This window comes from Pseudomonas agarici, assembly GCF_900109755.1.
GTDB classification, from domain to species: Bacteria; Pseudomonadota; Gammaproteobacteria; order Pseudomonadales; family Pseudomonadaceae; genus Aquipseudomonas; species Aquipseudomonas agarici.
In genome coordinates this window covers 1-25,024 of the sequence record NZ_FOAR01000040.1, presented here as the reverse complement: position 1 = coordinate 25,024, position 25,024 = coordinate 1, and the positions used below count along the sequence as shown (strand labels likewise).

The 25,024-nt window shown below is 56.7% G+C and carries 35 protein-coding genes; all 35 read right to left on the bottom strand.

What is annotated here, in order from left to right:
- Positions 1-64: 64 nt before the first annotated feature.
- Entirely contained in the window at positions 65-532 is a 468-nt protein-coding gene (locus BMX68_RS23920) for a phage tail assembly chaperone (RefSeq protein ID WP_074862711.1), read from the bottom strand.
- Positions 529-2,013, bottom strand: coding sequence for a hypothetical protein (locus BMX68_RS23915; protein ID WP_017133244.1), 1,485 nt, complete (start codon positions 2,011-2,013; stop codon positions 529-531). Before BMX68_RS23915 ends, BMX68_RS23920 begins: the two co-directional genes overlap by 4 nt.
- A complete protein-coding gene (locus tag BMX68_RS23910; RefSeq protein ID WP_017133245.1) occupies positions 2,003-2,680 on the bottom strand; it encodes a DUF2612 domain-containing protein in 678 nt (225 codons plus the stop codon). Before BMX68_RS23910 ends, BMX68_RS23915 begins: the two co-directional genes overlap by 11 nt.
- A gap of 3 nt (positions 2,681-2,683) precedes the next feature.
- Entirely contained in the window at positions 2,684-3,901 is a 1,218-nt protein-coding gene (locus BMX68_RS23905) for a baseplate J/gp47 family protein (protein ID WP_074862708.1), read from the bottom strand.
- Positions 3,901-4,254, bottom strand: coding sequence for a contractile injection system sheath initiator (locus BMX68_RS23900; RefSeq protein ID WP_074862705.1), 354 nt, complete (start codon positions 4,252-4,254; stop codon positions 3,901-3,903). Before BMX68_RS23900 ends, BMX68_RS23905 begins: the two co-directional genes overlap by 1 nt.
- Positions 4,255-4,317: 63 nt before the next feature.
- Complete coding sequence (locus BMX68_RS23895) at positions 4,318-4,974, bottom strand: Gp138 family membrane-puncturing spike protein (RefSeq protein ID WP_017133249.1); 657 nt, start codon at positions 4,972-4,974, stop codon at positions 4,318-4,320.
- Positions 4,952-5,833, bottom strand: a complete 882-nt coding sequence (locus BMX68_RS23890; protein WP_017133250.1) for a baseplate hub protein — start codon at positions 5,831-5,833, stop codon at positions 4,952-4,954. The genes BMX68_RS23895 and BMX68_RS23890 overlap by 23 nt, the downstream gene beginning before the upstream one ends.
- Before the next feature lie 12 nt (positions 5,834-5,845).
- Complete coding sequence (locus BMX68_RS23885; RefSeq protein WP_074862701.1) at positions 5,846-6,703, bottom strand: lysozyme inhibitor LprI family protein; 858 nt, start codon at positions 6,701-6,703, stop codon at positions 5,846-5,848.
- 15 nt (positions 6,704-6,718) lie between these two features.
- Positions 6,719-7,018: a phage baseplate plug family protein gene (locus BMX68_RS23880; RefSeq protein ID WP_074862698.1), complete on the bottom strand. Its 300-nt coding sequence runs from the start codon at positions 7,016-7,018 to the stop codon at positions 6,719-6,721.
- Positions 7,015-7,722 carry a phage baseplate protein gene (locus BMX68_RS23875; RefSeq protein WP_017133254.1) on the bottom strand — a complete coding sequence of 236 codons (708 nt, stop codon included), beginning with the start codon at positions 7,720-7,722 and terminating at the stop codon, positions 7,015-7,017. The genes BMX68_RS23880 and BMX68_RS23875 overlap by 4 nt, the downstream gene beginning before the upstream one ends.
- Complete coding sequence (locus BMX68_RS23870; protein ID WP_017133255.1) at positions 7,722-9,539, bottom strand: hypothetical protein; 1,818 nt, start codon at positions 9,537-9,539, stop codon at positions 7,722-7,724. The genes BMX68_RS23875 and BMX68_RS23870 overlap by 1 nt, the downstream gene beginning before the upstream one ends.
- 193 nt (positions 9,540-9,732) lie before the next feature.
- On the bottom strand, positions 9,733-10,155 hold the full coding sequence (locus BMX68_RS23860) for a hypothetical protein (RefSeq protein WP_017133256.1): 423 nt from the start codon (positions 10,153-10,155) through the stop codon (positions 9,733-9,735).
- 11 nt (positions 10,156-10,166) lie between these two features.
- The gene (locus BMX68_RS23855) at positions 10,167-10,604 is read right to left on the bottom strand and encodes a phage tail fiber protein (protein WP_017133257.1); all 438 of its coding nucleotides are present in this window, start codon (positions 10,602-10,604) and stop codon (positions 10,167-10,169) included.
- A gap of 11 nt (positions 10,605-10,615) precedes the next feature.
- Entirely contained in the window at positions 10,616-12,085 is a 1,470-nt protein-coding gene (locus BMX68_RS23850; RefSeq protein ID WP_017133258.1) for a DUF3383 domain-containing protein, read from the bottom strand.
- 4 nt (positions 12,086-12,089) lie between these two features.
- Positions 12,090-12,626 carry a phage neck terminator protein gene (locus BMX68_RS23845; protein ID WP_017133259.1) on the bottom strand — a complete coding sequence of 179 codons (537 nt, stop codon included), beginning with the start codon at positions 12,624-12,626 and terminating at the stop codon, positions 12,090-12,092.
- Entirely contained in the window at positions 12,623-12,994 is a 372-nt protein-coding gene (locus BMX68_RS23840; RefSeq protein WP_017133260.1) for a hypothetical protein, read from the bottom strand. The genes BMX68_RS23845 and BMX68_RS23840 overlap by 4 nt, the downstream gene beginning before the upstream one ends.
- Positions 12,991-13,572, bottom strand: a complete 582-nt coding sequence (locus tag BMX68_RS23835; protein WP_017133261.1) for a hypothetical protein — start codon at positions 13,570-13,572, stop codon at positions 12,991-12,993. Before BMX68_RS23835 ends, BMX68_RS23840 begins: the two co-directional genes overlap by 4 nt.
- 1 nt (position 13,573) lies before the next feature.
- Positions 13,574-13,987 (bottom strand): DUF4054 domain-containing protein, encoded by a 414-nt coding sequence (locus tag BMX68_RS23830; protein ID WP_017133262.1) that lies wholly within the window; start codon positions 13,985-13,987, stop codon positions 13,574-13,576.
- 3 nt (positions 13,988-13,990) lie between these two features.
- Positions 13,991-14,329 carry a hypothetical protein gene (locus tag BMX68_RS23825; RefSeq protein WP_017133263.1) on the bottom strand — a complete coding sequence of 113 codons (339 nt, stop codon included), beginning with the start codon at positions 14,327-14,329 and terminating at the stop codon, positions 13,991-13,993.
- A 3-nt stretch (positions 14,330-14,332) separates the two neighbouring features.
- Entirely contained in the window at positions 14,333-15,361 is a 1,029-nt protein-coding gene (locus tag BMX68_RS23820; protein WP_017133264.1) for a major capsid family protein, read from the bottom strand.
- A gap of 2 nt (positions 15,362-15,363) precedes the next feature.
- Positions 15,364-15,846, bottom strand: a complete 483-nt coding sequence (locus BMX68_RS23815; RefSeq protein ID WP_017133265.1) for a structural cement protein Gp24 — start codon at positions 15,844-15,846, stop codon at positions 15,364-15,366.
- 3 nt (positions 15,847-15,849) lie between these two features.
- Positions 15,850-17,109: a DUF2213 domain-containing protein gene (locus BMX68_RS23810; protein WP_017133266.1), complete on the bottom strand. Its 1,260-nt coding sequence runs from the start codon at positions 17,107-17,109 to the stop codon at positions 15,850-15,852.
- Positions 17,110-17,119: 10 nt separating this feature from the next.
- On the bottom strand, positions 17,120-17,908 hold the full coding sequence (locus tag BMX68_RS23805; RefSeq protein ID WP_017133267.1) for a phage head morphogenesis protein: 789 nt from the start codon (positions 17,906-17,908) through the stop codon (positions 17,120-17,122).
- A complete protein-coding gene (locus BMX68_RS23800) occupies positions 17,868-19,373 on the bottom strand; it encodes a DUF1073 domain-containing protein (RefSeq protein ID WP_017133268.1) in 1,506 nt (501 codons plus the stop codon). The genes BMX68_RS23805 and BMX68_RS23800 overlap by 41 nt, the downstream gene beginning before the upstream one ends.
- Positions 19,373-20,848 carry a PBSX family phage terminase large subunit gene (locus BMX68_RS23795; RefSeq protein WP_248672854.1) on the bottom strand — a complete coding sequence of 492 codons (1,476 nt, stop codon included), beginning with the start codon at positions 20,846-20,848 and terminating at the stop codon, positions 19,373-19,375. The genes BMX68_RS23800 and BMX68_RS23795 overlap by 1 nt, the downstream gene beginning before the upstream one ends.
- The gene (locus BMX68_RS23790; protein ID WP_017133270.1) at positions 20,748-21,368 is read right to left on the bottom strand and encodes a hypothetical protein; all 621 of its coding nucleotides are present in this window, start codon (positions 21,366-21,368) and stop codon (positions 20,748-20,750) included. The genes BMX68_RS23795 and BMX68_RS23790 overlap by 101 nt, the downstream gene beginning before the upstream one ends.
- A gap of 2 nt (positions 21,369-21,370) precedes the next feature.
- Positions 21,371-21,595: a hypothetical protein gene (locus BMX68_RS23785; protein WP_017133271.1), complete on the bottom strand. Its 225-nt coding sequence runs from the start codon at positions 21,593-21,595 to the stop codon at positions 21,371-21,373.
- 6 nt (positions 21,596-21,601) lie between these two features.
- Positions 21,602-21,874, bottom strand: a complete 273-nt coding sequence (locus BMX68_RS23780) for a hypothetical protein (protein WP_017133272.1) — start codon at positions 21,872-21,874, stop codon at positions 21,602-21,604.
- Complete coding sequence (locus tag BMX68_RS23775) at positions 21,861-22,070, bottom strand: DUF7940 domain-containing protein (protein WP_256218835.1); 210 nt, start codon at positions 22,068-22,070, stop codon at positions 21,861-21,863. Before BMX68_RS23775 ends, BMX68_RS23780 begins: the two co-directional genes overlap by 14 nt.
- A gap of 19 nt (positions 22,071-22,089) precedes the next feature.
- Positions 22,090-22,320 (bottom strand): hypothetical protein, encoded by a 231-nt coding sequence (locus tag BMX68_RS26050; RefSeq protein ID WP_176987719.1) that lies wholly within the window; start codon positions 22,318-22,320, stop codon positions 22,090-22,092.
- Complete coding sequence (locus BMX68_RS23770) at positions 22,317-22,634, bottom strand: hypothetical protein (RefSeq protein ID WP_017133274.1); 318 nt, start codon at positions 22,632-22,634, stop codon at positions 22,317-22,319. Before BMX68_RS23770 ends, BMX68_RS26050 begins: the two co-directional genes overlap by 4 nt.
- A 414-nt stretch (positions 22,635-23,048) precedes the next feature.
- Entirely contained in the window at positions 23,049-23,726 is a 678-nt protein-coding gene (locus tag BMX68_RS23765) for a bacteriophage antitermination protein Q (protein WP_017133275.1), read from the bottom strand.
- Positions 23,723-24,322 carry a recombination protein NinG gene (locus BMX68_RS23760; protein ID WP_017133276.1) on the bottom strand — a complete coding sequence of 200 codons (600 nt, stop codon included), beginning with the start codon at positions 24,320-24,322 and terminating at the stop codon, positions 23,723-23,725. The genes BMX68_RS23765 and BMX68_RS23760 overlap by 4 nt, the downstream gene beginning before the upstream one ends.
- Positions 24,319-24,585, bottom strand: coding sequence for a hypothetical protein (locus BMX68_RS23755; protein WP_017133277.1), 267 nt, complete (start codon positions 24,583-24,585; stop codon positions 24,319-24,321). The genes BMX68_RS23760 and BMX68_RS23755 overlap by 4 nt, the downstream gene beginning before the upstream one ends.
- On the bottom strand, positions 24,582-25,024 hold a 443-nt coding region (locus BMX68_RS23750; protein WP_074862693.1), incomplete at its 5' end, for a DUF1367 family protein. The genes BMX68_RS23750 and BMX68_RS23755, both read right to left, overlap by 4 nt.

The following is a 25,024-nucleotide window of genomic DNA, read 5'->3' as shown; positions in this document are numbered from 1 at the left end:
TGCTGCTCTGTGATCGGCATGCGTTTCTCCAGACTAAAAAACCGCACTCGGCGGCCATTTGCTTTCAGGGAATTGGGGCTGGATCTGGTGGAGATGGCCAATCAATAGAAGCTGGAAAACCAGGCTGTTGTGTAACTCGCCCGAGGTAAATCACATATTTCTCCCACGACACCAGTTGGTCTTCCCGCACGGGAAGCTCTGCAACTTCTGCGGCCTCCGCAATGTCCAGGCGAATGGCGCTTTTGATGGTTGCTACGCGATTTGTCAGCGCCGTTCGCTGTGCGATAGCTTCGCCGGTGAGATTGGAAAGCAGTTTGGAGTTGTGTTCCAAAAGTTCGGCGTTCGTTAGCACTACAGGCAGCCACGCCTCATTTACAAAGTCCCACTTTTGACGAGAGTCTGGTGGCGTGGACGGAGCGATAATCCAATCTACGGCAGGATCGCCGCCGCAAAACATGCCCAGGTACGATCCGTCTGGTGTCATGCAAAGCTTGCAGAACGGCGTTTCTTGGTTTTCATTAATTTCGGTCATTTTTTAACCCTCAGACGAATTTGGAAGTTTGCTCCCGCTCCTGTGACGACAGATACTCCGCTGGTTGGATTGGCGATAATCATCGGGCTGGCCGCGCCCATCCGCGCAGTGACCTGCGTAGTCGTCCAATAGACGCCAGTCGGTGAGCTTGTAGAGCTAGATCCGCCATCAGCGCTGCCATGCATAGAAACTGGAAACTCCTGGCCCACGGCGTACCCGTTGCTCGCCACAATGCACTTCATTTCCAAGGTCGCCAGCTGCGGGATAACCCCCCATGGGTGATTGACCACAATCTGTCCGCCAATGCTTATATTCGTCCAGTCGGAAACCACCGTTTCATACGCATCCTTCTGCGCAAGCTTAAGCGAGGTGACAGCATCCATGTCGTTCAGTCCTGCGTTGACTAGGACCTGGGTTGCGATTTTAACGCTGCCGAGCACAGTCTCAGTAGCCTGTGAGTTTCCCGGTAACGCATCAAGCATGACGAAATCAGTTCCGTCATATACAACATCCGTCAACTGCCCCTGAATCACTGCCGAGATTTTGTTGCCACTGGAATCGTACTGCTTGAGATTCTTCGCCCCCAAGCCGGAAACGTTGATCGTGTCAGACCCTGCGCCATCTGCATGAAACTTCACCTGGAACCGCTGGTTGACTGCATACGCAGTGATAGCGGGAGAAGGTGTTAGTGTGAATGATGGGGCGGTGCCGGTGGTGGTGAATGCGGTGAGAGACTGAGCTTGAATCTGCCCGGCGCTGACTGCTTGCTGGCTCTTTGTAGCGGGCGCGACCTGATTTGCTCCGCCTGTACTGTCGATCAATATCCACGAGCCAGCGCCGATGGAGCTGTTCCACTGCACCCAAACATCGCCGCTCGGGATTATCTCGCCGCCCTGAAGCGCGGCATGAGCCCCACCCAAAACTGGCGCCGCTGCCAGCCCGTTGGGACTGAAGGTGCTGGCTCCGGTATTTGCGTTCAAGGCCTTGAACTTGAGAGTCTGCCCGTCCCTCACCGAAACAATCGCTGGTGAATACGTCACGGCATAGGCGTTCGCCGTGCCGGAGTCAATGCCGTAATCTGCGCCCTGAAACGAAATTGAAGCCCAGTTGGCGCCGCCTGTATCGGGATTGCTCGTGTTGTTATCTATCTGGTTGAGCCAAACCCCGTCGAAGCCAGCCCGAGCCAGTAGCGCTCCTTTTGGATATCCGCCGACCGCAGTTGAGAATCCAGAATCGTATGGATATTGGCCGCCAGCATTGTTCCACTGAACTGCAACGGTGATCGCGTTCAAGATTCCGTTGAAGTCCTGACCGGTTGGCGGAATACCCCCCGAGACGATTGGTGTCATCGTCAGCGCCGGAAATCCGGTGGTGTACGATGCGAGTCCGGGGGTTGGACTTGCGGTCACAGGGATTACGTTCTTTGCGCCGCCAGTGGCAAAAGGCACGGATACGCGAGTGGGAAGGCCGCTAATTTGCATTTTGAATTCCCGAACTGGAAAAGAAGACGCCCTGGCCGAATGGCTGCAGGGATGCTTCGGCAAAGCCGAAAGTGGTGGCGGGGTCAAGTTGCATAACAGAAACGAGAACGCCGGCTGAACGCGGTATGGCGCCAGAATTGAGCATGATTGCCAGATCGACTGGAGAGAGCGTGAACTCGAAGACGTAACGCATTTGCATGCCGCCCGTGTCGACGACGTAACACCGCCCCTCTCCAGCGAACAAGTACCGCAACAGCGCATTCAGAGAAGGCGATGTGCAGTCAGTGATATTAGCCAGCGCCTTGACCATAATCAGCTTGCGGTAAGCGTCATCGGCCAGCGTGTAAGTAGTAGTCGCCAGCGGCCCGTTGTACATGGGCGCCTGCCCGAATGGCTGGGCGCCCGTAGCTGCCGTTGGCACCGTAAATGCCTCGTCGAACCCTAGATAGGCCGGCGTGTTGCTGATCTGCAATTCGCGGGAAACGTTGACGATCTTCCCCCAGATATCCAGGCCAAAACCCACGGCGGTGTTGACGTTCCACACCACGCTGTAGAAGTTGTCGATATCGGCTGAGGGGTCGATCCACTGGTTGAAGGCATCAATCATCGCCGTAATCGTCGGCGAGTTTGCATACTGACTGAGAATCGTGTCTTTGTAGTTTTCCATGACTTACACCAAAGTCACGTTGATGTTGGCCGGGTCCAGGGTCGGACGCTGGTCAATACCCATCAGCACTGAAGTAGCTGTGCCAGGCGACGTTGTTCCGAGCAAAATCGCGAGGATTTGCACGTTTGAGTTGGCCGCCGATACTCCGGCGTAGAAGCGACCGGCGTAGATAGACGAGGCAATGCGCGCGCGCTGGCCGCCATCGGCGCCGTTGAAAGCTGCGACAATGGCATCCCTAACCATCTGGATGATGTTCGAAGGAAGCGCGGCGTTGTTGGCGATCTCGACGGTGAAGAATATCGGCGCCGCAGTTGGAGTTACCCATGTAACCGTATAGGCGGGGCGCGGCGGCGAGTAGTTCATATCGTTGATTACTGCGCTAGTCGTGCCGTTGTAGTCGCATCCGTTTGGCTTTTTGCTCCAGATCGCCATGGCTATGTCTGTCGCATTTCCGCCAGCAACCGCAACGTAGATTGAGTGGGCAACAACCGGGTAGTTAGTCGATCCGGTGTTGACCGTGACGCCTTTGGGGTTGTCAAACACATATGCATCGAGCACGCCATCAACCGCCAGCACGGCCGCATAGACCGACTGCGTGGAGTTGACTGCGTTGCCCGCTACTGAATTCTTGCGGCGAAACTCGAAGTCGGCCCGGCTCTCAACCAGCACCCCTTCGGTGCCCACAGAAACGTTGGTGATCGTGTCCCAGCCAGTGACCTGCTGGTAGACGCGGGACAGCGCGCCAGGAGGACATGCGATCGGCCCGACAGTGACGCACTGAAAGTCGATGAGCGCGGTACCGGTCGCAGAGATCGTGCCATCGGCCACGCTGGCGTACAGATAGCCATTGACGTCCTGCGCTAGCGATCCTGCAGGAATTACAGTTCCTACCAGGCCGGTGCAGGTTCCGGTGACTACTGTGCCCGCTGCCGGATTGCGGTCAATAAAATAAATGCGCGCAATAGCGTCTTGCCAGCGTCCCGAAGACTTATCCGGGTCGACCAAATTCACAACTTCTGCGATTCGGTCGTTCTTCTCGCCAACAATGGCGGTAAGGCTTTGCGCGAGCTGGCCCTGCGGCGTGCTCAGCCCCGGATTGACGCCGCCGCCGAAAGCCGTATTGATATCGGCTTGTACGCCAGCCAGGATCGCCGACTCTTCAGGCAGTGTGATCCCGGTGCCGTCAATGATGACGCTTGGCACGCTAGTTGTGATCGTCATTAGAAAGTCACTCCAGACTCGATGCCGGTTGTGTCGATGATCTTGATTTGCCCGGAAAGCTTGCGATCCTCAAACGTCACAAACACCACCTCGACGCTGACTACGCTGGGAACGGTCATGGCGGCGTCGGTGATCTTCTTGCGCAGGAACGATGGCGGCGGTAGCTGGCCAAGGACATTTTGGAAGTACGGCAGGCCTTGCGATACGTCGTACCAACATTCACCGACAAAGGTGCGCACGGCGCTGGCCACGTCTTGGGCAATCGAATACGGCTCGCCAGCGAGCGCGATATTTCCCGACGCATCGAGGATCAAGTCCCAGGCTGTCTGGTCGAGCAGCAGTGTGTTCGGCATGGCTTGGCCTTTTTCCGGGCATTAAAAAACCGGCTCATGGCCGGATACTTGAATTGCTTGCCGCTACGGATCAGGCGTAAGCGTATGCGCGGGGCCGGTAAGCACGCCGCCGTGGGTGTGCGTCGATCCGATGTTTACCCCGTTGTGTTTCAGGGTCGCACCAGTGATTTCCATATCATTGATGTTGAATGCGCCAGACGGAGCTTCGATAGTCACCTTTGTGGGCGATACCAGCTTTATCCCTGCGTCAGTGAATTGGATGTACTGAGCTGGTGCGCCATTGAGGACGCCGCCTATATAGAGCGCATCTGCCATGTCGTGGCGCCGAACCGATCCCGGAGCCGCCGCCGTCTTACTGGCCTTGATTGCCGAAATGTCTCGGTCCGAGATGCAGGCCAAACCAATGTCGCCAGGCTGCGGATCCATGATGATCGCGTTCGTGCCGCCCTGAACCCTGAAGTACGGGACGTTGTGGACAGTGCCTGCATCGATCACATTGCCCGCGCCGTCCATCCGCTGGACGAGGACCTTAACGTCAACGAGCCCGACAGGAGAAACGCCGCCGTCGTTGGTGCAACTGATGACTTGGACTAGGGTGGTTGTTCTGACCCTGGCAAGCATTTGCCCAATGAGGAAATATTGGTCTTCATAATCCGACGCGCCAGCTACTAGGTTCAGTAACCCCGAGGCGCCATCATTAGGCTGCACCTGTGATGACATGAACACCTTCTCCTGCAAGCTGCGCATAGGTGAACCAAGGACCGTTCGGCACCTGGGATGAGATTTCATGCCTTGCTACTTGGCAGTACCAGTCTTTTTTACAGGCTTGCGGTATGGAGCTTTGAACCTCGATGCGCCGACCAATCAAAATATCAGGGTTGAATTCTGTCTGTATGGCTATCCCGGTTTTGGAGAATATAGGGTAGCCGACTAACCCTTTTCCCGGCGCAACCAGGAATGAAACTGAATCTCGGCTGCCACCGCTTGGCCATATCTGCACCGAACCATTACTAATGTCATAAGAAATACCGGCATGCCTTGCGCAGTCCTTCATTTGGCTTATTGCTGACCCAGCGAAATACGGGCTCTCAAGCTTCTCTGTAACACCGTTGTCAGTGAACGCAAAGCCCATAGATTTTGCGAGTGATCCGATAATAGTCGCTACGTCGGTTGGTCCTTTGAAGCTGTTCACGGCAATTGCTTTGATTTGTTCGTAGTATCCGGCTAGCGCCACTACATTGAATGAAATCTCGGGAGCGCCTCGGTAATCTATCCATGCGTCTGAAATTGTTCCCTGAAATACCTGATACTTTCCTCCAGAATCATTGCTAGCAGCTACTGTTATTATATTTTTTCGTGTAGTCGTTATTTTCATTCCTAGCGTGGATAGCTCATTCATAACGTTTTGAGACATCCCGAAAACCCTAAATTGCAAAGAGTTCAGCGATGCTCCGGCGATATTATTGATGGACGCCTCACACCTAAGCCCCGAGTAGCTGAAGGTTTTGTCTTCGCCATCCCCGTTTTCGTTTTTTGGGATCTGGAATGAGACATCAATCTCTCGGGACTTAAACGACATTGGACTACCTCGTTAATCGCCAGCAGATCCTCTCGGGAGTCTGACGATTATGGTGTTTAGGTTCTTATTCTGCGAGCATTCAACTTGATATTGGCGATACGCCTCGCCAGTGTCGACATGAGCGCTTAGCCTGTCTGCATAAATGGCCTCGACCACTTTCGACACCCATAATCTGGCGGTGTCAGTTGTTTGCATTTCGCTAAGCGCGCCTGCCGTTTGTGACTCGGGGAATCCTGCTCGATATGCCTCATAAGCAGACATGATGACCGTCCCTTGCTTTCTGCATATTTCTGCAGAACTAGCTTGTAGTAGCGTTGGGCCGGGGCCTGAACCGTCAGTCGCTTTAGCATTTATAGCGCCACATTCCGCATCGCTTGGCGGGTGGCCGAGTGGCTGAGGGTCCTCGTAAACCTTGACCCCCATGCACTCCACAACCTTAACTTTATCGGGATCTTTTAGAGCCTGCTGAATTTGATCTTTGAGGCGAGAATATGATTCTTGATCAATATTCAATTTTTTATCAGTATCTCCATCTTCGTTCACTAACTTAGAATCAGAGTCACCAACAACAGAAAGTAATGCAATTTTTCTTCGAAAAAACCAGTTTTCTAAGCATTCTTGATCGATGCACGTTTTTTCTCTTTCTGTCCAAGCAGATCTAGACTCTTTTTTGAATTGGTCCTTGTCTGGAGATACCAGAAAGGCTTTTTTGTACAGGATATAAAGTTCATCATCAGCCTTAGATAGCTCTGGTACTCCGCAGATTAAAATCTCTGATTTTGACTTGGCTAACTTACAGTCGAAGCTCGCAGAAAAAGCTAAACCCGACAAAGCCAGGCCGATCACCAAGATCGCAGCGTTCTTTTTCATGTCTATCCCTGATGCTTAAAGGTCTGAAGACTCAAGATACATCAACACCCAGCGATTTCCGAGGCCCGCAAACTGCGGATCGTCGAAACCCTGGATGTCCATAAAGAACAGGCCGCCGACAAACCCCAGATATTCCTGCTGGACGATGTTGACCAGATTTAGGCACAGCACCCCCGTGAGGATTTTCGTCTGATCGATGGACAGATCCAGAAACATGCCTGTGGATTTTTGGTAGATCCTGAATGTGCAGTTCTGACCGCCAAGCACCGCCGCAAAAGTCTGCGATGGCGTTGCCGAAAGAGGAACAACTTTCATAAGCCACCAGGCGGCGTAGTAGTGAATGTTGCATTGGGAAATGCAGCTTTGAGTTGATCAATTCTGGCTTGAGAGCTGTAAGCGCCGGTAACTGCCGGAGCAGGATTGGCCGGGCTCACCGTTCCGGTGCTTGCTGTATCTGCGCCTGACGGCTGAGCTGCCGGACCGAACACAACGCTGGCGGTTTCCCTGACCTCTTTGAACATCAGGTCTGCTGTGATCAGCGTTACACCATTGGTGGCCGTGCGCCGGTAGTCGAAGTCCTCAAGGTTTACGCTCTGGTAGGAGAGATCTGGCGTAACGATGGTGCACAGATCGAGTGAGGCTTTCAGATACTCAAGTGTCGCCAGGAACGCGGAGCGATCCATTTTCCCATTGCCGCCACAGGTAACCCGCATCCTTGCATCGAACGGCATCTGTACCTTGTTGTAGGTTGAGAACGAGCCCTTCTCCATCGGATATCCAGCCAGCCGCGATTCGCCTTTGTACTCAAACGCTACTACCGAATCTGGAGTGATAATCGGTTTTCCGTTCTCGTCGATAATCATCCATACCGGGTTGAGCAGGCCGTCCAGCAGGCCGAAATAATCCAGCCCCTGCAGCTTTCCCAGCAGGCCGGACTGTGAGGCTATACCGAACCCGCTGCGGCGAAGATCCGGCACGCCAGTGAGTGGAGGAACGTTTGGAAAGTCGATCAGCGACATCAGCTATCCCCCGTTGCTGCTTGATTAGCGAGACTATTTCCGAGTGCTGGCGCGATATCCCTGGCAATGCCTTGGGCGTCTGTTGCCTGCGTGTGAATCTCGATCTTGCCGATAGTGGTTTCCGAGGTGCTGGTGCTTGCTGTGTTGTTAGTAGTTGAGGCGCGAGCCCGTGCCCCCAACCGCACCCCGGCACTGATCTGGCTGTCACTGACGTAGCCTGAGCCGTTTTCGTGGTTGATGATGCCTTTGACGAGAGCCATCAACTGCTTTGTGTCGTTTTGGTCCAGTTTTTGGTCATACCCAACACCGAGTTGCTTGGACAGGGTACTCATGTACGCCCCGGTGTTGTTCTCGCTTGACGGTGCGTATTTGTTGATGATCGCGCGCAATGTATCGTCGCCGCGATCCTCGTAGCGCCTGAGCTGCTTGACCAGCGCGCCCACGCCCTCTTCCATGGTTGAGAACTTGGCGAAGCGTCCGTTCGGTCCTTCTTCCTTAGTGGCGCCGTTCTGGCCGGCGAAGTTTAGGTTGCCGGGATTATTGTTGCGCACGCCGCGCGGCAGGGTCTTGTCGCCCGCTCGATAAACTGTGCCGGTAGATACAGAGCTTTCGCCGGGAACGGCCAAGCCCTCATTGATCTTAATCGCATCCTGCGCTTCCTTGACACCAAGGAGCGCTGCGATGTGAGCGACCAGAGAGCCGATGGTGTCTTTCGTGCCTGCGCTAAGGCGCTCGTTGATTTGCTCGCCAGCCCTCCATCCTGCATACCCGGCACCGGTCAGGGCCAATGTCGAGCCGAAGCTTGCGCCGAGCCCAATAATCCCTTTCATGCCGGCGCCGACCGCGCCCAGGGCAGAGCTGAGCAGCCACAGCGCCGATGTCGCGGCAATGATTTTTGTGCTGTTGCCGTCGGTGGCTGTGTCCAGCTCTCGAAAGACCTTCGCAAGCTTCTCGACAGCAGTAACCAGGCCAGTAAAAAAGCCCTGAATCTCCTCCCGGTGCTCGGAAACCCACGTAGAGAACTTGCCGAGATCGCCCGAAAGCATCTCCAGGGCAGGGCCGAGCGATTCGTAAATAGATTGGCCGACGCCCTCGAACTGCTGGCGCACCAGGGCCAGTTCTCGCTGAACGCGCTGCGAGGCCTCGACGCTCTGCTGTGTGACGCCAGATGCCTTGGTCGTCTGCGCAACGACGTCCTCGACCGCCTGCCTCCCTTTACGCAGCAGCGTGATGGTGCCGTCGTCCAGGCCGAGCATCTTGCCAAAGCTCAGCGCCTCCTGACCCGACATGCCTTTGAACTTGTCGGCGACGTCGAGCATGATCTCGCGGTAATCGCGGACCTTTCCCGAACTGTCGGATACAGCGACGCCCAACGAACGGAAGATAGGAATCAGTTCCGATTCACCGGTCAGGGCGAACTGCTGGATACCACCCGCAATATTCTGTAGCGACCCGCGCACACCCTCGGCGGTGCCACCGAACAACTCAGCAGCCTTGCCCCAGCCGTCCAAGTCGCGCGCTGACATATTCAGGTTCGCCGCGAACCGACCGAGAGCTGCGGTGCCAGAGATCGAATCAGAGATGAAGCTGGTCAGCCCCTTGCCGGCTGTAACCAGGGCGAACAAGCCGATCAGTTCGGTCTTGATCGCGCTGACGAACACGGCAGCCTGCTTGCCGCGCAGTTCCATTTCCTTGGCGGTAGAGCCTGCGTTCTCCTTGAGCTTGTCAAGGCCCTCGTCGACTTCCTTTTGGCCTTTCTGGTAATTGCTCGAATCAAGGCCAAGGGTGACGACCAGCGCATCAATAATGTTGGCCACGGCTATTCCTTGGGCTTGTTCGCGATATTGGCGTTATGAGTGTCCACCGTGTTCACCTCAAGCAGTCGCCACATGTCCTCAAGGCCGTAAACGGTGTCAAGTTCGTGCAGCGTTGCCAGACGGGAAGACACGCAAGTCGCGATAGTGCGGGGGACGTTCAGGTACTCAACTAAACCGTAGGGACGATTGCCGCCTACGCTTGGGCCGAGGTCGAGGGCGCGACGGCTTTTGAAAAATCCACGTGAAGTTTCCAGATGGCCAGGCGCAACTTGACGCGCGTGGCCACTTCCTCGATGTCGTCGGCGATCAGGTTGCGGACAACGCTCTTGTCATTCGGGTTCGGCATGATCTGCACGCACTGAAACATCTCATCGAGCAGCAGCTTTGCCGTGTCGAATGGCAGTTTCCCGACGAATGTGAAGCCCATGCGGGCCAATCCGGCCATCCCGGCACCCATGAAGTCGTCAGGCAGTTCGATGCCCTCCTTGATCATTGCCAGAAACGCGCGCAAGGCCCACTCCTCAGCCTGGCCGCTGGGCATCTCGGTAATTTGGAAGGTTTTGCCGAGGTCGCGGCCTTCATTTTGCACCGTGTATTGCGAAACTTTACGAGCCATTGTTGGGCGCCTTATCCGTTGTAGTCTTCGCTAGTTACCCGTTCCCAGGTGATTTTGTACTCGACCGGCTGCAGGGTTTTCTTCGCATCCGGCATGGATTTGCCGCTGGTCAGTACCCCATTTTTCAGCGTGTACTTCTTGCCGATGGAGGGGAGGATGATTGTTCCGTTCGCCCGGTAGACATCGCGAGCCGTCTGCATGGTGCTGTGCCAGGTCGAGAACACCGCCAGTGATGGGGAGTCCGGCATGATCGATACCGTCTGTTTCGAAGAGTTAAAGATGAAGCCCGCCGATAGCTTGCCGTCCACACCCATAACAGTTTCAGCGATGTCCAGGGCGTCCATGGCAAACATGGAGTCAGATGCGTAGCCCTGAATGCTCTGCGGGAACGGGAAAAGGTTGGTGACTGCTAGGGCGAATACGGAGTTCGCTGAAGTAATAGTCGACATTGCGAATCCCCTTATTGAATTTCAATCGACGCGAGGGTCAATTTCTGGATGCTGCCGCCGTCGGCGTAGTACAGCGTCATCGACGGGCTGGTGCGTGCCGAGCGGATCGCGGCAGTGGCTGGAACGATCTGCAGGTAATAGCCCTTTGCGATTATCGTGCCACTGACATCTGAGCCGACAGCATTCTGGATCTCTGCAATCTGAGCAGCCGAGAGCGTCGTGCCGATGCGGATCGCGCCGAAGTTCACGGCGGCATTAAGCGGATCGGCGCAAGCAGCCTCAACTAATGCATAGCCGTCAGCGCTGTACGGGATCGAGCCGATTGCCTGCAGAAGCGAGATCATGGCCTTTTGTAGATTGGCGTTGAGCCAGATTTCGTTGGCATACGAATCCGCCCACAACCACTTGCCCGACACCGAGCCAGGATACATGAACACGTAGCCATCCTTCGCGGTGGCGTAGGCGCCGTAGAAGTTGTAACCGTTAGTGATCAGGCTCGAAGAGTCTGTAGCGTTGGTGACGGATGCAGACAGGCCGGACTGAGAGCGGAATGCAAGGGTTGCACGACCATTAAGACGGTCGAAGTCAAGGCAGGCCATGTACGACAGCGCAAATACCGCATGCGTGGCATCACCGAAGATCGGAATACTGCCGCTCGATTTTGTCGATTGCAGGTAGTAGCCCCAGGTCGTTGTGTTGCCGGCAGCCTTGGCATTGATATCACTGTCCCAGCCAGCATACACGTAGCGGTCGCCCTTGCTGTTGGTCCAGGCCGAGAACAAGATTTTGTCGGCGGTAACTGGCTCCCAGGCAGTAGTGAAGCCAGCCCAGTTCTGCGTCACTTGGATCAGCGCGTCCATGAACTGACCCTGAACGCTGGCAATGGCGCCCTGAGATGTTACGGCTCCGGTAGCGCTGGTCAGCAGCAAGCCGGCTGCAATAGTGCCGGATGCGAACGAGATAGTCGACGCTGCGCCCGAGGTGCTCGAGGTGATCACGAACGCCGATTTGATCGCATCGTAGGTGACGGGAAGCGCCAGCGCGGTTGCGATTATGGCGGCTGCCGAGCTGAAGCTTGTGGCGGTCGACAGGTCGATGCTCGCAGCAGTCTTCACCACGCCATCGGCGGTCACGTTGAGCGAACCGGTCAGGGCTTTGAGTTGCTCCAGGCTCATCGAGGCTAGCGATCCGCTTCGCAGATATGCGGCGACTGGGGCTACTGGATACTGGGCGAAGTACAAAAGGCCTGGGTTTTTGGTGCTGTTTTCATAGCCGCTGAAGTAGATATCAGCCAGGGCCTTCTCTACCGAAGCGCCGCCGAAGTAGGCGGCAACATCATCAGGCAGTGCGAAGCCGGGCACAGTCCCGACTGGCGCATAGGTGCTCTGCGTCAGAATCAGGCCATTTAGATCTACAGCGGCGCCAGCGGCAGCCAGCACGCCAGGATTGACCTGGACAATCTGTGAAACGGGGATGGTCATTGAGTCAATCCTCGGGTGGAAAGGTGGCGGCCACTTCGGCCATTCCGATGTGAAGCTCTTCGGCGTACTGCATGGGAGTCGTGATGACCGGGTTGAACTGGGCGGCGAAGTCGAACGTCCAGCGCTGCTCGTACTGCTGCTCGCCGTTGATCATCGTTGTCTGGTGCGGCTCACCTGCATACAGCGGCTGGATCTCGATGGAGGCGGCGGCAAACTGCATGCAGGCGTAATCGGTGCGGGCCAGCGCGGCGGCGGTGTTGGCTCGGTCCATGGCGCCATCGCCATAAACGTCGATCTGGACCGTCCACTGGCTGGATCGGGTGTTCTTGATGGCGCTGGTGGCTGAATCGCCCGTGTCGGCCCAGATCTCTTTGTTCGTGGACAGGCCTTCGAGGCGAATCGTGGTCATGGTCGTGAACGGGCCAGCGGGCATTGGCACGCCGTTGTCCTGCGATTGGATGACCTCACCCCCAACGACAGGCAATAAAAAACCGCGCAAGGCGGCCAGTAGGTCTTCTTCGGTGACGCTGGTCGTGATCATGTCTTGGGCACCTGCAGGTTCACGACGAACTTGCACCAGTCCGACCACTCTTCCAGTGGCTGGACGATGAGCCAGGTTTCGGTGCCAATGATCAGCATGTCGCCGCCCTGCTGTTTGGGTCGGTTCACGCCGTTGAAATTACCTTTCACGTAGACGGCCTTCAGTACGCCTTGCAGGTTCAGTCCGTCGATCTGCTGCAAGTCCTTGTAACCCATGGCTTGCATCTGCACGCTGACCTCCAAGGTGCTATAGGTCGGCGTGCGCGTGCCTGATGGCGAAGTCGTGTAACCGGTGCTGATTTTCATCGTGCCAGCGATGAAGGGGTTGATTGCGCCGATAGCTCCACTGACAATCCCGTGCAGATTCATTCTTCACCCACTTCGTAATCGACTGAATTCAGCATGTGGCCGGTGTCGACCAATGGGTTTGAGCCAGCTTTCTGCCTAAGCGTCGAAGCCTTGTTTGGCGGGTCTTTAAGGTCGACTATCGACTGCTGAAGCTGGCCCTTGATCCGCTCCCCCATCTGAGCAAGAGTCACTCCCGCGTCGTATTCATTGGCCCTCATCAGCCTGGACATTTCAGAACCCCATGCGGGAGACTTCGCCGTAATCATGTTGCGGAAGTACGGTCTGGGCGGAACAGTGATCTTGTGCGCCGGTATAGTCACCGTCTGCACGAAATTCGACTTGTCCTTGCGAGCAAAGCGATGACTGATCTCGTCAGTTCGGTCGTTGTATTTGAAATGCAGGTCCTGCGTGCGCTCGGGAATTTCAATCGTGCCGCCGAACTCGTTCACTGCGGCGACCATGGCAACCGGTGTGCCGTCCGGGTACGTGGCGTTTTCCAGAAAGCCGACCTTGAGCGCATCGCCCTTGGTCAGATTCTTGGCGATGTTGTCCAGGTACTTCTGAAGCGCCTCGCCGCCGTGAAATGAGCCATCAGCCATTTCAATACCCTCGCGCTGGATAAGAGCGACCAGGAATGTAACGGAACGACCGCAGGTTGACTGTGGCTTGCCAGTATGCCGCGCCGTATTTGGTCTGCATGAACCACGCGGCAGAGCCTGAGACGGCGCCCATGTCAGTGGTCACCGAGACTGATCCCTCGGTCGCACTGTTGATTCTGCCTACCAGAGGCGAGGATTCCGCGCCATTGACGCCGCTATTCATCGCGGCGATATGGGCAACCAGCATATTCAGCAGCAATGCGCGCTTCGCAAGGTCTCGCGCAGGACTGCATTCGGTGTTGTTGAGGTAGATCGTCGCCTCATCAAAGTAGGCCTGAAGCAGCTCGTCTGATACAGAAGAAAACTCCGGATAGCGAGCGCGAAAGCCCGCCACGTTGAAGACGACGATACCCATGGTTTACGCCTTCTGTTTTTGGTCAGGATCAGGCTCGATGCCGGGCGCTGGCTTGTTCGGGTCAAGACCTTCAAGACCGGTCTTTTCCTTCGCGTTGTTTTCAGCCTGCTTTGTGGCCTCCTTGACGCTTGCCTGGGAGAAGATCAGCTCATTCTTGACGAATCGCGCGTCCGCGTAGGTGATGAGCCATTCCTCGAAGCCAGCCTTGTCGACACCCTCGGTCAGGCCGTAGCCGCCTATGATGGTCGCCGAGTTGGCGCCATTGAGCAGAACAGTCTTGCCGCCGATGGTCGTTTCCAGGCCATGCGGCAGTTTGCAGCCGACAACTACTGTCTCAGCCATGATTTAGACCCCCAACATTTGAGCGATAGCCAGAGGCTGCTTGATGATCGCACCCCAGGTGCCACCTGATTTCTTCTGCTTCCAGGCCGACAGGTCGGTGATGACTGGGTGGGCGCGCATCTTCTCGGTGAACGAGCAGTAGCCGGTGTCCTGACCATCGAGCTTCTCGATAATCAGTTGCACCAGTTCGCCCGATGCGGTGGTGTACTCAACCGCAGTTTCAACAGTCAGGTTCGGGAAGTTCTTCTTCAACTGGTCCGAAACGTTAACGTTGAACTGGTTGGTCTTGGTCAGGTTGACCTCGGACGACGGGGACATGCACAGTTTCATGGGCGTGTCGCGCTCGACCAAGCCCTTGGTCTGTGCGATCAATTTGGCGTACAGCAAGCCGGAAATGTCGGCGTAGATTGCTGCGCCATCCTTGGTCGACCACAGTGTGCCGCTGCCAGTGCCGGTCGCCCCCGGAGTGACTGGGGCGCTCAGGCTTGGATCGTTCAGCAGGCCGTAGTTCTGCAAGCCGGCGATGCCGAAGAAGTACGACTTGTTCTGAAACTTGTTCAGGATCAGCGCGCTCGCGGTGCTCAGTTCGGCTGCGTAGCCGATCTTCGCCAAGCCGTACATTTCCAGCTCTTTTTCACCCCAGCGGGTGACAGTCTGGTAGCCGTAGCTCTGACGAGGAACCCAGTTGACGTTGGCGTTGATCGAACCGTTGTTGCTGTAGTCATCGTAAGAGCTGACTTCGCCTGTCGATTCAACGATAGGGAACTGCGCGGTCAGCGTGGTCCAGTCGCCTTTCTTGCTCTCGCCGAAGATCTGCGCGGCCTTCATCGGAGTGACGACGATGCGAATCAGCTCGGGGTCGACGTAGTTGGCCAGATAAGCCGGAATGCCGGCGTTGCTGACGGTGACCATGGTCGGCTGGGCGTCCATCGCCAAGTCGAAGTTATTGGCGTATTCCGGCTTCAGGTAAGCCGCTGTAGCCGGGAGGTGCACGCCGTACTCGGACGCCACCTTGACGAAGTCTTTTTCCATGATCAGCTCCAAGTGCCGAATTTGATGAGTTCGCCAACGGCGGCAGGCGCCTGGACGGTGAATTTGGTTTCGATGAATCCGGCGATGGTTGCGCCAGCAGCACCGGTAGCGATTGTGCCGTCAGTGATCGAAGCGAACACCTTCTGGCCAATAGTGGCCACGGTGGTGCTACGACCCCAGAAGTCACCGGCAGCCATCAGCGCCATGTTGACGCCAGCCGGGATGAGCATCGAGCTTGCACCCAGCCAGGCAGTAATGAACGCCTGTTGGTGGCGATGCACGAAGCCTGTAGGCGCGCCGGAGGTCTGCACGTTCGAAACGACACCGGCAGCGGTAGCCCAGGCAAAACGACCGACAGTCACGCCAGCGGCGCCCGAGATCAGCGCTGTATCACCGGCAACGACCGATGCATACGGGTTGGCACTGGCGAAATCGCCTTCAACTGCCGGCGCCGGCTGTTGATTGATTGTGTTTTGGAAGCCCATGGCTTAACCCCTTTTCAGTTTGCCAGCAGTAGGAAACCGCTCGGCAAAGGATTTTTCAGACGCCGCGTCGAGTGCGATGCGCGGAACCGGCTTGCTGGTCAGGCCCTTCTTGTGCAGGTTAACCAGGGCTCGATATGCAGATGGATGAACGCCTTTCACATCGATGCTTGCGTGATCCAGTGCAAGCTTGTAGACGGCCTCAGCAGAGTCCTGCGCAACGACGGCGCCGATCAGTGGGCGGACATCATCTTCAGCGGCACGAATCGCGTTCATGCGCTTGATAGTGTTCTGCTCGACGGCTTTGAGGGCGGAGTCCATGGCTTTCTTATCCACCTTGTCGTCATCCTCTTCATCTTCGTCGCTGGCTTTCTTGTCGTCCTCGTCCTCGTCGTCTTCGTCGTCCTCGTCTTCAGCCTTTTTGTCCTTTTTGTCTTTCTCGTCCTCGTCGTCTTCATCCTCGGCAGGCTTGTCCTTAGGATCTTCAGCCTCATCGAGGGCGAATTGCAGCGCCTTGGTCAGGACCGCAACGTCGAGCTTGGCATCTGGAAATGCTTTCGCGGCATCCTCAGCCAGAGCCTTGACGGTAGTGGGCTTGGCGAACAGCGCCCGGAACGTAGGAAGCGCGCCGTCCTGAGCGAGCTGCGGCTGCAGGTGGGCACCGAGTGCCGCGCGTGCGGCGGCGGCTTGGCTCTTCTTCATGGGGATTAATTCCTCAGGTAATGAATCACTGACAAGAACGTCAGCACCGGCGCGCCCGACTGGGACTAACGCCACATGGTTGCCCACTATCTCGGTCATGCGACCGTCGTATGGCACGCCCTCATACACGCCGGGCGTCATGTCTGCGACGTAGCGATACGCCGAGGACAATTCTCTTTGCTCGTTGGTCTGGATGCCGGCGATGGCCGAGGCGTCCCAGATAACAAGGCTGTTGTCGAGGTAGGGATCAACGAAGACGGCATCGGTGCCGGTCGAGCCCACGATTGATTCTTTCTGCGGCTCGGTAGCACTGACAGCTATGTGCTTGTTCAGCAGAGGGATGTTGTTGAACGTGCCGACTGCCTTGGCCAGCTCTCCCGGGTCGCGCAGGAGCTGGTAGGCCCGGTCAGGCTCAAGGCCCAGCGCCTCACTGTTCGGAATTTCCCGCCCGAGGTATGGATTAACCGCTGCCTTGCTGATGTGACTGACCTTGACGTGCAAGCGACCGTCGACATCGACTAGGCGCATGGTGGCCCTGTCGAATGCCAGTTTTTCGAAATTCATGGGTGTGTTCTCAGTCGAGGCCAGGGATTACCGGGGACCACCCGCAACGGCAGTTGATCTTCTCGCCTGGCATGATCCATTCGCCATCGATGAACATGCCCTTGGCCAGGTCGAACGCTTTGCCACTCGCCTGCACATGGGAGTGGCGCGGCACCTTTCCTCCTCCGCTGTGCCGCCAGATGCCTTCCTTGATGCCGATGGCACGCTGCCTGGCGCTCTGCATGGCCGAGGTGGCCTTGTTGTTTTGGTCGCGGGCAATGAGAGCGGCGCGGCGCTTTGTGATGCCGTAGCGCTTCTGTAGTTCTTCGCTCAGCTCGCCAAGATCTCGGCCGCGCTGCACAGAGCGCATCACCAGGCCCTGAACCTCGCTCAGATGCTCAGAGGCGATGGACTTAATTAGCCCCACCTGCTCGCCGATGCAGCCCTGATAAACATCGTTCATCTCGGCGGTCATGGTGAACTTCACCGTAGCGCCGGCTGCCTCCATGGCGTTGCGCAGCGACACGTCGGAGTTCGACAGGGCGCGATCAGCGAAAGACTTGCTCAAGGTGTCGGCGAGGTCGCTGAACTTCCCCTGCCAGCGCTGGGACAGCTTGCGCATGGCTTTTCGCATCATCATTGCCGGGCTCTCGTCCTCGGCAATACCGTCAGCGAGACCAGCGGCCCGGTAGTTCGCTTTGAGCCAATACACTATCGAGTCCTGCATCTCTTTGACGGCGTTGTCGAGGCGCTTGCGATACCAGGCCTGCACACCCGCGTTAGGCCGAACCGGGCGAAGGACTGTCGGTTGGATCATCATCGTCATCCTCCAGCTCGTTATCGATCTCTTCGTTCAAGTCGAGGGACTGATAAGGGCTATCCGGGTCGGCAGCCAGACGCTCACGCACCTCGTCGGTACTGATGGCGCTGATACCCACCAGCACCGCGTCCGTATCGGCATCGGACTTGCGGATCTGCGCCTGTTCAAGCTCGGACATCTGATATAGCGGCTCGAAGTGGAAGTCGATGTCGGGGTCGATATCGCCGAACAGGGATAGCTGGGCCAGGTCGATGACCTTCTTCAGTGGCGCCTTGAACAGGTTTTCCTGCAATGCATGGATGCTGTCGTAGAAGACCCTGATCTCGCCGTCGCTGGACGCGTTCAGACCGGAAGGCGTGACACCCAGCAGCTTGACCAGCGGAATGCTGCTGATCGACGCCATTTGCTCTTGGGCCTGTGCCTGGAGGGCATCTAATCCCGAGAGCGGGGTGTTGAACTGGAAGAACTCCTCATTCGCCTTGTCCAGGGCCAGAACGCCCTTGTTGTCCCTTAGCTGGCTGAACAGGCCCAATCTGTCAAGAAGCCCTTGGCCACTATCGCCAGCGAGTACCGCGCTCATGTCGGTGAGGATCCCCGAGGTCGAGAACATGTGAACCATGTCGCCCACGCTATCCCGCGTGCGCAGCCAGTTGTTCACATAGGGCTCAGCAATCTGGATCAGCGAAAGGCCGCCGAAGTTATATGCCGCTTTGAGCATATCCGGCACCGGGCGCGAGATGAGCGTCAGAAGGCGCGACTTATCGACCGACTTAGCCATGACATACCAGCCGTCGGGCTTGTAGAACGTCGGCGACAGCGGGTTATCGGCGTTGTATGTCTTCGGGTATGTCCATACCGGCTCGATTGATCGCAAGCTGACGAGAGAGCCCTTTGTCACCTTCGCGGGATCGAGGAACAGCGGCGCTTCAAGCTCCATCGGATTCTCCGAGGCGAGGCCGCCGCTTGGCATCTTCATTTCAACGTATATCTGCCCGCGACCGAAGTAGCCATCGTTCTCGGCAGCTAGGCGGAACACCTTGCGGACGTTCAGCCGCTTTAGCTCAGCATCCAGTTGATCGAGTCGATCAGTCTTGTCGTCATCACCGATGCAGCGAAGGCTGATCCACTTGCGGGTCATCTCTTCAGCGATGGTGGCGACCATCTTGCGGTATTCAGGCAGCAGGGCCAGTTGAGCAAGGCGCGGATATCCGGGAAATGCCTGATAGCCAAGGCCTACACCAAAGCTGTTCAGGAACGCATAGGGCGTCTCGTCCATAGCCATCAGGCTTGCTTTCTCGCCTTCAGGCACTACGCCATGTGGTGGCTCGTAGCTCACGAACTCAGCCTCGGCAGGCTTTGCGCTCGCCTGCGCCAGCAGTTCGGCATTGATCTTCATCGCCTTGCGCTCAGGCTCAGCGATGACAGGCTCGATCTTGGGCGCAGCCTCTTTCTTGCTCCAGAACATCAGGCGCGCCTCAATAGGTCTTCGGAAATGCGCATAGGCGCCTTGTGTGTTGGGCTGAAGCACATGACGAAAGCGTCTGCCAAGTTGGGCGAAGGAACTGCACCACCGGGACGCTTGGGATTCGCCAGATCCTTCTTGCTCTCCACCTTCACGCGACCGTTATTGTCGAAATCGCGCTTGGGCGTGGACAGTTCGTCGATGATCTTTTCCAGGTGCGGGCAGTCGCTCGCAATACTGATCAACTCGTCATCCTTGAATTTCTCGCCCTTTTTCACAGCGTTGTAGGTGTTACGGAAGCGATCAGCCACCATCCACCACGCCTGGGCCTTGATGTTCGAGAACATGTCGCCGTTGGTGATGTCAGGTTTCTGATACAGCTTGTCAGGCAGATGCACCGCGCCGCCCGCATTGAATTTCTCGTAGCGGACAGGGTTGGGCTTGCCGTCATTCAGTTCTTTGAACTTGGCGCCTGACCCAGCACCAACCCCAATCGAGTCGTACAGGACCGATGCGCCGCGCTCACGGGCTGCGTTATAGGTCCGGGTGCAGGACTTGAGTAGTTCGTCTTCCTGGCCTTTCCACTCATCAGCCCAGGTAACGACAGAACCGTGTGCCGCTACGTTGGCGCAGAGGTCATTACCGCTGTCCGCCACGTCGAAGCCGACACGCTTAAAGCCTGACGCAGTGAAGCCAAGAACCTTGTGAGCATCAATAGCGGCCTGGATCCACGACCGCTTGATGATCACGCCGTCATCGTCTTCACGCGGCTCGCCTAGGTAGATATGCGCGTACTCGTCTTCGTCCTCAGCCTTGGCCGCCTCGATCACGTCGAGGATGGTCCGGCTCAGGAACGGGTTTTCGGTGTAGTTGATCTTGCGTACCACGGTCTGCGGCGGCGGATTAACCACAAAGCGCTTGTAGGTGAAGTCGGTGGACAGTTTCGGGTTGAAGATCACCCAAACCTGCGAGTGCTCTTTCCGAATGGTCGGCTCAAGGATCACCCATTGATCGGCGGTTAGGTTGTGCGCCTCTTCGATCCAGAGGACATCAACGCCTTCCAGCGACTTGATCTCGTCGATGTGGCGCCACAGTCCATAGAAGATGAACTCACTACCTGTACGGCGGTGGACGATCTTAGTGTCGAGAATCTTGAACTGCTTGGTCAGGCCGAATCGTTCTATCTGCGCCTTGATCAGCGTGTAGACCGATTCCTCGATCTTGTTCTGGAACTGGCGAGTGCAGAGAAAGCGAACTTTGTAGTTGCTGGCAAGGAACACAGCGAACCCAGCAGCGTCCCAAGACTTTGAAGATGACCTTCCGCCGTACAGAACCCGGTTACGCGCTGGCGTTTGCCAGAAGTCGCGCAGGGCCGGGTTAAGCGTTGCTGGCGAAGTCTCCATAGAAATGCCCGAGCCCCGCTGGTGCTTTGGTGTCTTCTTCAGGGTTGGCGTCGATGCTGTAGGCCTGGCGCTCAAGGAGGATCAGGTTCTTCAGCGTCTCGCCCAACTCCTTCATGGTCTTGGTCCGGGATGGGAGCGATGACATCTTGCTGGCCAGGGCGAGAACGTCGGACATATCCGCGCCGTCGTCGGAGTCTTTCAATTGCTCGATCAACTCTTTCAGCGTGCCTTGCTCTTCGGTCAAACCTTCCAGTTCACCAAACAACAGATTGGCAAGGCGGCGCGCCCTGCCGATGTCAGCCCGGTGTGCCATCCGTATGTCAGCGATGACCTTGGCGTTTGCATCAACGATCCCGCGCTCGGTTGCCAGTGTTTCCGTGGCAACTGATGTGGCAACCTCGGCTTTGGCAACCAGTGAATCGGCCTTGGCCTTGATCTTTGCCCGAAGGTCTCGCTCCCAGGACCCGGCCTTGGCCTTCTTCTGGATCGCGGTATGGGACACACCACAGGTAGCGCCGATCTCACGCACCGAAAGCAGGCCAGCCCGATAGAGCTGCTCGATGCGCTCCCAGTCGGGTAGTTGCTTATCGGTCATGGCTACTCTTCTTCAAATACTGGCGTCACGGTAAATGCATTAACCACATCACGATTGAAGGAAATGGTTTTCACACCCTCACCTTCCAGCATGTAGATGCACACGAAACCGTCTTTGATTCGCACCGGATCGACAAGAGTACTTTTGTACTCCATTGGCTCTTCACCCTTCGCGTGCGTCAGATGGATAGTGATCTTTGCGGCTACAGGCTTTGTCTTGGCAACCATGACGCCTCACTTATTCAAGTCGCCAGCCACATAGTCGCCGGTCATGTCAGCGCTGTTAGACGCCTTAGTGTGCAAATGGAGTAATGTGCCGATCTCGCGAGCGATGGCCTTCACGTCTTCTTCGGCAGTTGCCAGCAAAGAGGCGAACATCTCTTTCGCCGTGGCGTGAGCCGTGTGACTGATCGCAATGCCATCTACCTTGTCGGTGTTGACAGTTTGCGGGGCGATCACAGCGCCCTCTGCGGTGACCGGTGAATCTTTCTGATCAGACTTGGCCATTTCCATCTACCTCATGATTGTTTGCTTCTTCACGCAGCTTCGGCTGCTGGATCACTCGAAACACCGCAACCCCGATGCCGAGAGTCATGTTCACGGATGCAAAGACCAGAGGGTCTACCGCACCCTGGAACGCCGACCAGCCGGCGGCAGCCGCATTCAGGGCAACGCCGATGATCGCTAATTGAACGCTGGTCATGCGCCAGAACTTTCGCCACTCAGGGATTAGTGTCATGAGCTTTCTTCGCTGCGGGTAGTTGCTCGAGGCTTTCGGCGTATCGCTTCCATTCATCGCGACTCTTCAGTGCAGCCTTGAGTTGTTCATTCGGCTTGGCTGGCTCGCAAGCCTGACTGGTGTAGCGGTAAACCGTTGTGTGCGTGTCTGCCGGTCGAGCTGGCTCTGTCTGCGCGCAACCCGTGAGCAGCATGAAGATCAGTAGGCGATTCATCTCGGCCGTCCGTTCTTCACGAATTCTTTCAGGCTCTCGCCCATGTTGCCTATCTGATATTCCTGACGCTGATCTGATGTGCGAAGGGAATCGACTAACTTGTCTGTCGACTCCCTCGAGCGCTCCAAAGAGTCAACCCTCTGCCCGATCAGGGCTTGGTTAGTCTGGTAGGCGGCGAGCTGCATCTGGAGCGATCCAAGCGATCCAACCACGTACACAAACGCACCGATTGCGCCCGCCGACAGGATCGTTTGCAGTATCGGAACGACGACTTTGAACGCCGTGCTATCTGCAATGCGAGATACTTCTGTCATGGGGGCACCGGGGAATTAAAAGGGCCTCATTAGGGTGAGGCCAAGATGCAGCGAGGAGCATCGGAATAGAGGCAATAAAAAACCCCGCACGATGGCGAGGCTTAAAATGGGTGCAGATGGCCGGTGCTGATATCCGGCATTTCCAGTTCTTCAAGAGGCGGGATTCGAACCCGCAGGGTGACAATTGTCGCGCCAACTGGAGGGCAGCATGCGTCAATTCGCATACGGCACCGGACACAAGGCCGGTCGGGTATACCAGTTCCCCCACTCATGCGCATCAGCCTGCGCATTCATCTGCATAACAACAGCAACATAAAACCCGGCGCAGTTGCCGGGTTCAGGGTTTCGTGTGCGTTTCGCGTTACTTGTGCACTATGAGAAAAGTACGCGCAAAACCCCGTCATGTCAATATGATTATGCCGCTTCTTGATCTTTTTCCGAGTGGATCACCTGCCATAGTGGTTGTTGAGCCTGAATATCCACCTCCTTGATCACTTCTTTCAGGGATTCCCACAGGTCGAGCCAGTCACGCGTCCAGTTCTTCGGGTCGATGGTGACGCCGAAGAATGTCAGCATCTCAGCGGCAACACGGGCAGGCCCCCACTCTGCCGATCCGGCGACCTCACCCTTGTACGATTGCAGGGCCAGGGTAACCAGGTACTGCGCCTTCACGCGCTTGGCCGAAGTCAGGTCCGGCAGCGCCGCTTTGGCGGTTATCAGCAGCACCGCGTTCAACAGGTGCTTCATGTTCATCGCCGGGTGGTACAGGTAGTGCCCGAACTGTTGCATCTGGAATGGTAAGGTGTCGATGGCGCGCAGTACCTTGCCGATGGTGGCCAGGTGCGCGGCGCGAGCGGTGGAGCGGCCGGCGGGCGTACTGCGGGTCTCGCTGATGCTGATCTTTTGGCGCACAACCTGAATGCGCTCTTCCTTGTCATCCCCCAGCGCAGCGAACACGGCCTCGGCGCGGCGCATACGCTGCCCCTTCTTGATCGGTGCCGACTGCGCCTTGTCAATCGCAACAGCGCTGATAGACGCGTTCGATTCGTGCTGAGCTTCAGTCCATACCTGCCTTGCGTTGATCAGTTTCATGCCACCTCCCCCTTTTTCAATTCTCTTGTCTTCGCCCGGTAATGCGCTGTAAGTGCTTTCAAATCTTCCGCTGTGTACTTCTTCACCGACTGATCCGCCTCCAGCGCCTCGACCGCTTCAAGTCCGATCCGAGCTATCAAACCGACCCGGTAGTCGACGGCATTTCCAGAGAGAAACCGGTTATCCGCCTTGCTTTGTGCGTGACAGTTGCGCTCATCGAATCTGAGGTGCGGTGCTGCCCCTGTTGACCGATAGTGACCTGCATCTGTCTGGTTGCCGGACCAGTCCAATGGCCGACCGCTGGAGATGCACGGATGCCCCGCAACTTGATCGCGCCACCGAATGAACTCGTTAAATGCCTGTTGGGTGTCCTTCAAGTGATCCGACCGACTCTTCAGCTTCTCCTTTCGAACTTTGATCTCAGCTCGACCAACTTGGGCAAGCGCCTTTTTGGCCTTGGGCGCGTGCCGTGGGGCATCGATGATCGCGCAGGCCGGGCTGCACACCGCCTGGCCCATGCGCGAGGGCACGAATAAGGCCCCGCACTCTGCAACTCTGCATTTCTTCGGCTTGGTCGGCTTCCTTTCGATAGTCATACAGCCTCCTTGGCTTTCTGCCGATCATTGGCGAAGTTACCGCGCAAAGGCATCAGGCTCGTTTCTGCGAATGGCAGGCGATCTCCAATTACGCTATGAGCACACCACCAGCCCTTGCGCATTGCGGGAACTGGATGGCGCTTGGTGCTAAGGTTGTCGCCCGGGTTTATTGCCTTGTAGAGCTCAACAACACTCCCCGCAGGGAGGATGCTCAAGCCGATCATCGTCAGCGCCAGGTCGCCCGGCTTGAAGTTATGATTCATGCGTAGCTCCCAATCTGGTCGGCAGCAGCCAATGCCACTTCTTCGGTTTCAAAGTGAGCAGACAGGACCAGCCGCCAGCAAGCGTTGAACACGTCTCGATAAAGTGGCTCGAAAGCGGTGTCATCCATCGCAGACCAACTAATCGACTTGGCCTCCTTGCGCACGCCGTCGGGAGTGCGCACCAGGTGGAAGTGCCCAGCCTCGATAGTCACCCACTCGCGAAATGCCTCGCGGGACTTGTCTACCGCAGGAAATCGCTCGGCTCGAGCCGACTCAAGACCTTCGATGTATGCAGCAACGGCGTTCGAGAGCTGTCCCGGCTTTCCGCTCTGCGCCTCGAAGAACTTAGCTAGGCCTTGAATGCCGCGCATTTCCTGGCGCGGCACCAACCCGCCGACCGGCTCCCAGTACTCCCAGGCCAGATCCAACATGGAAAAGA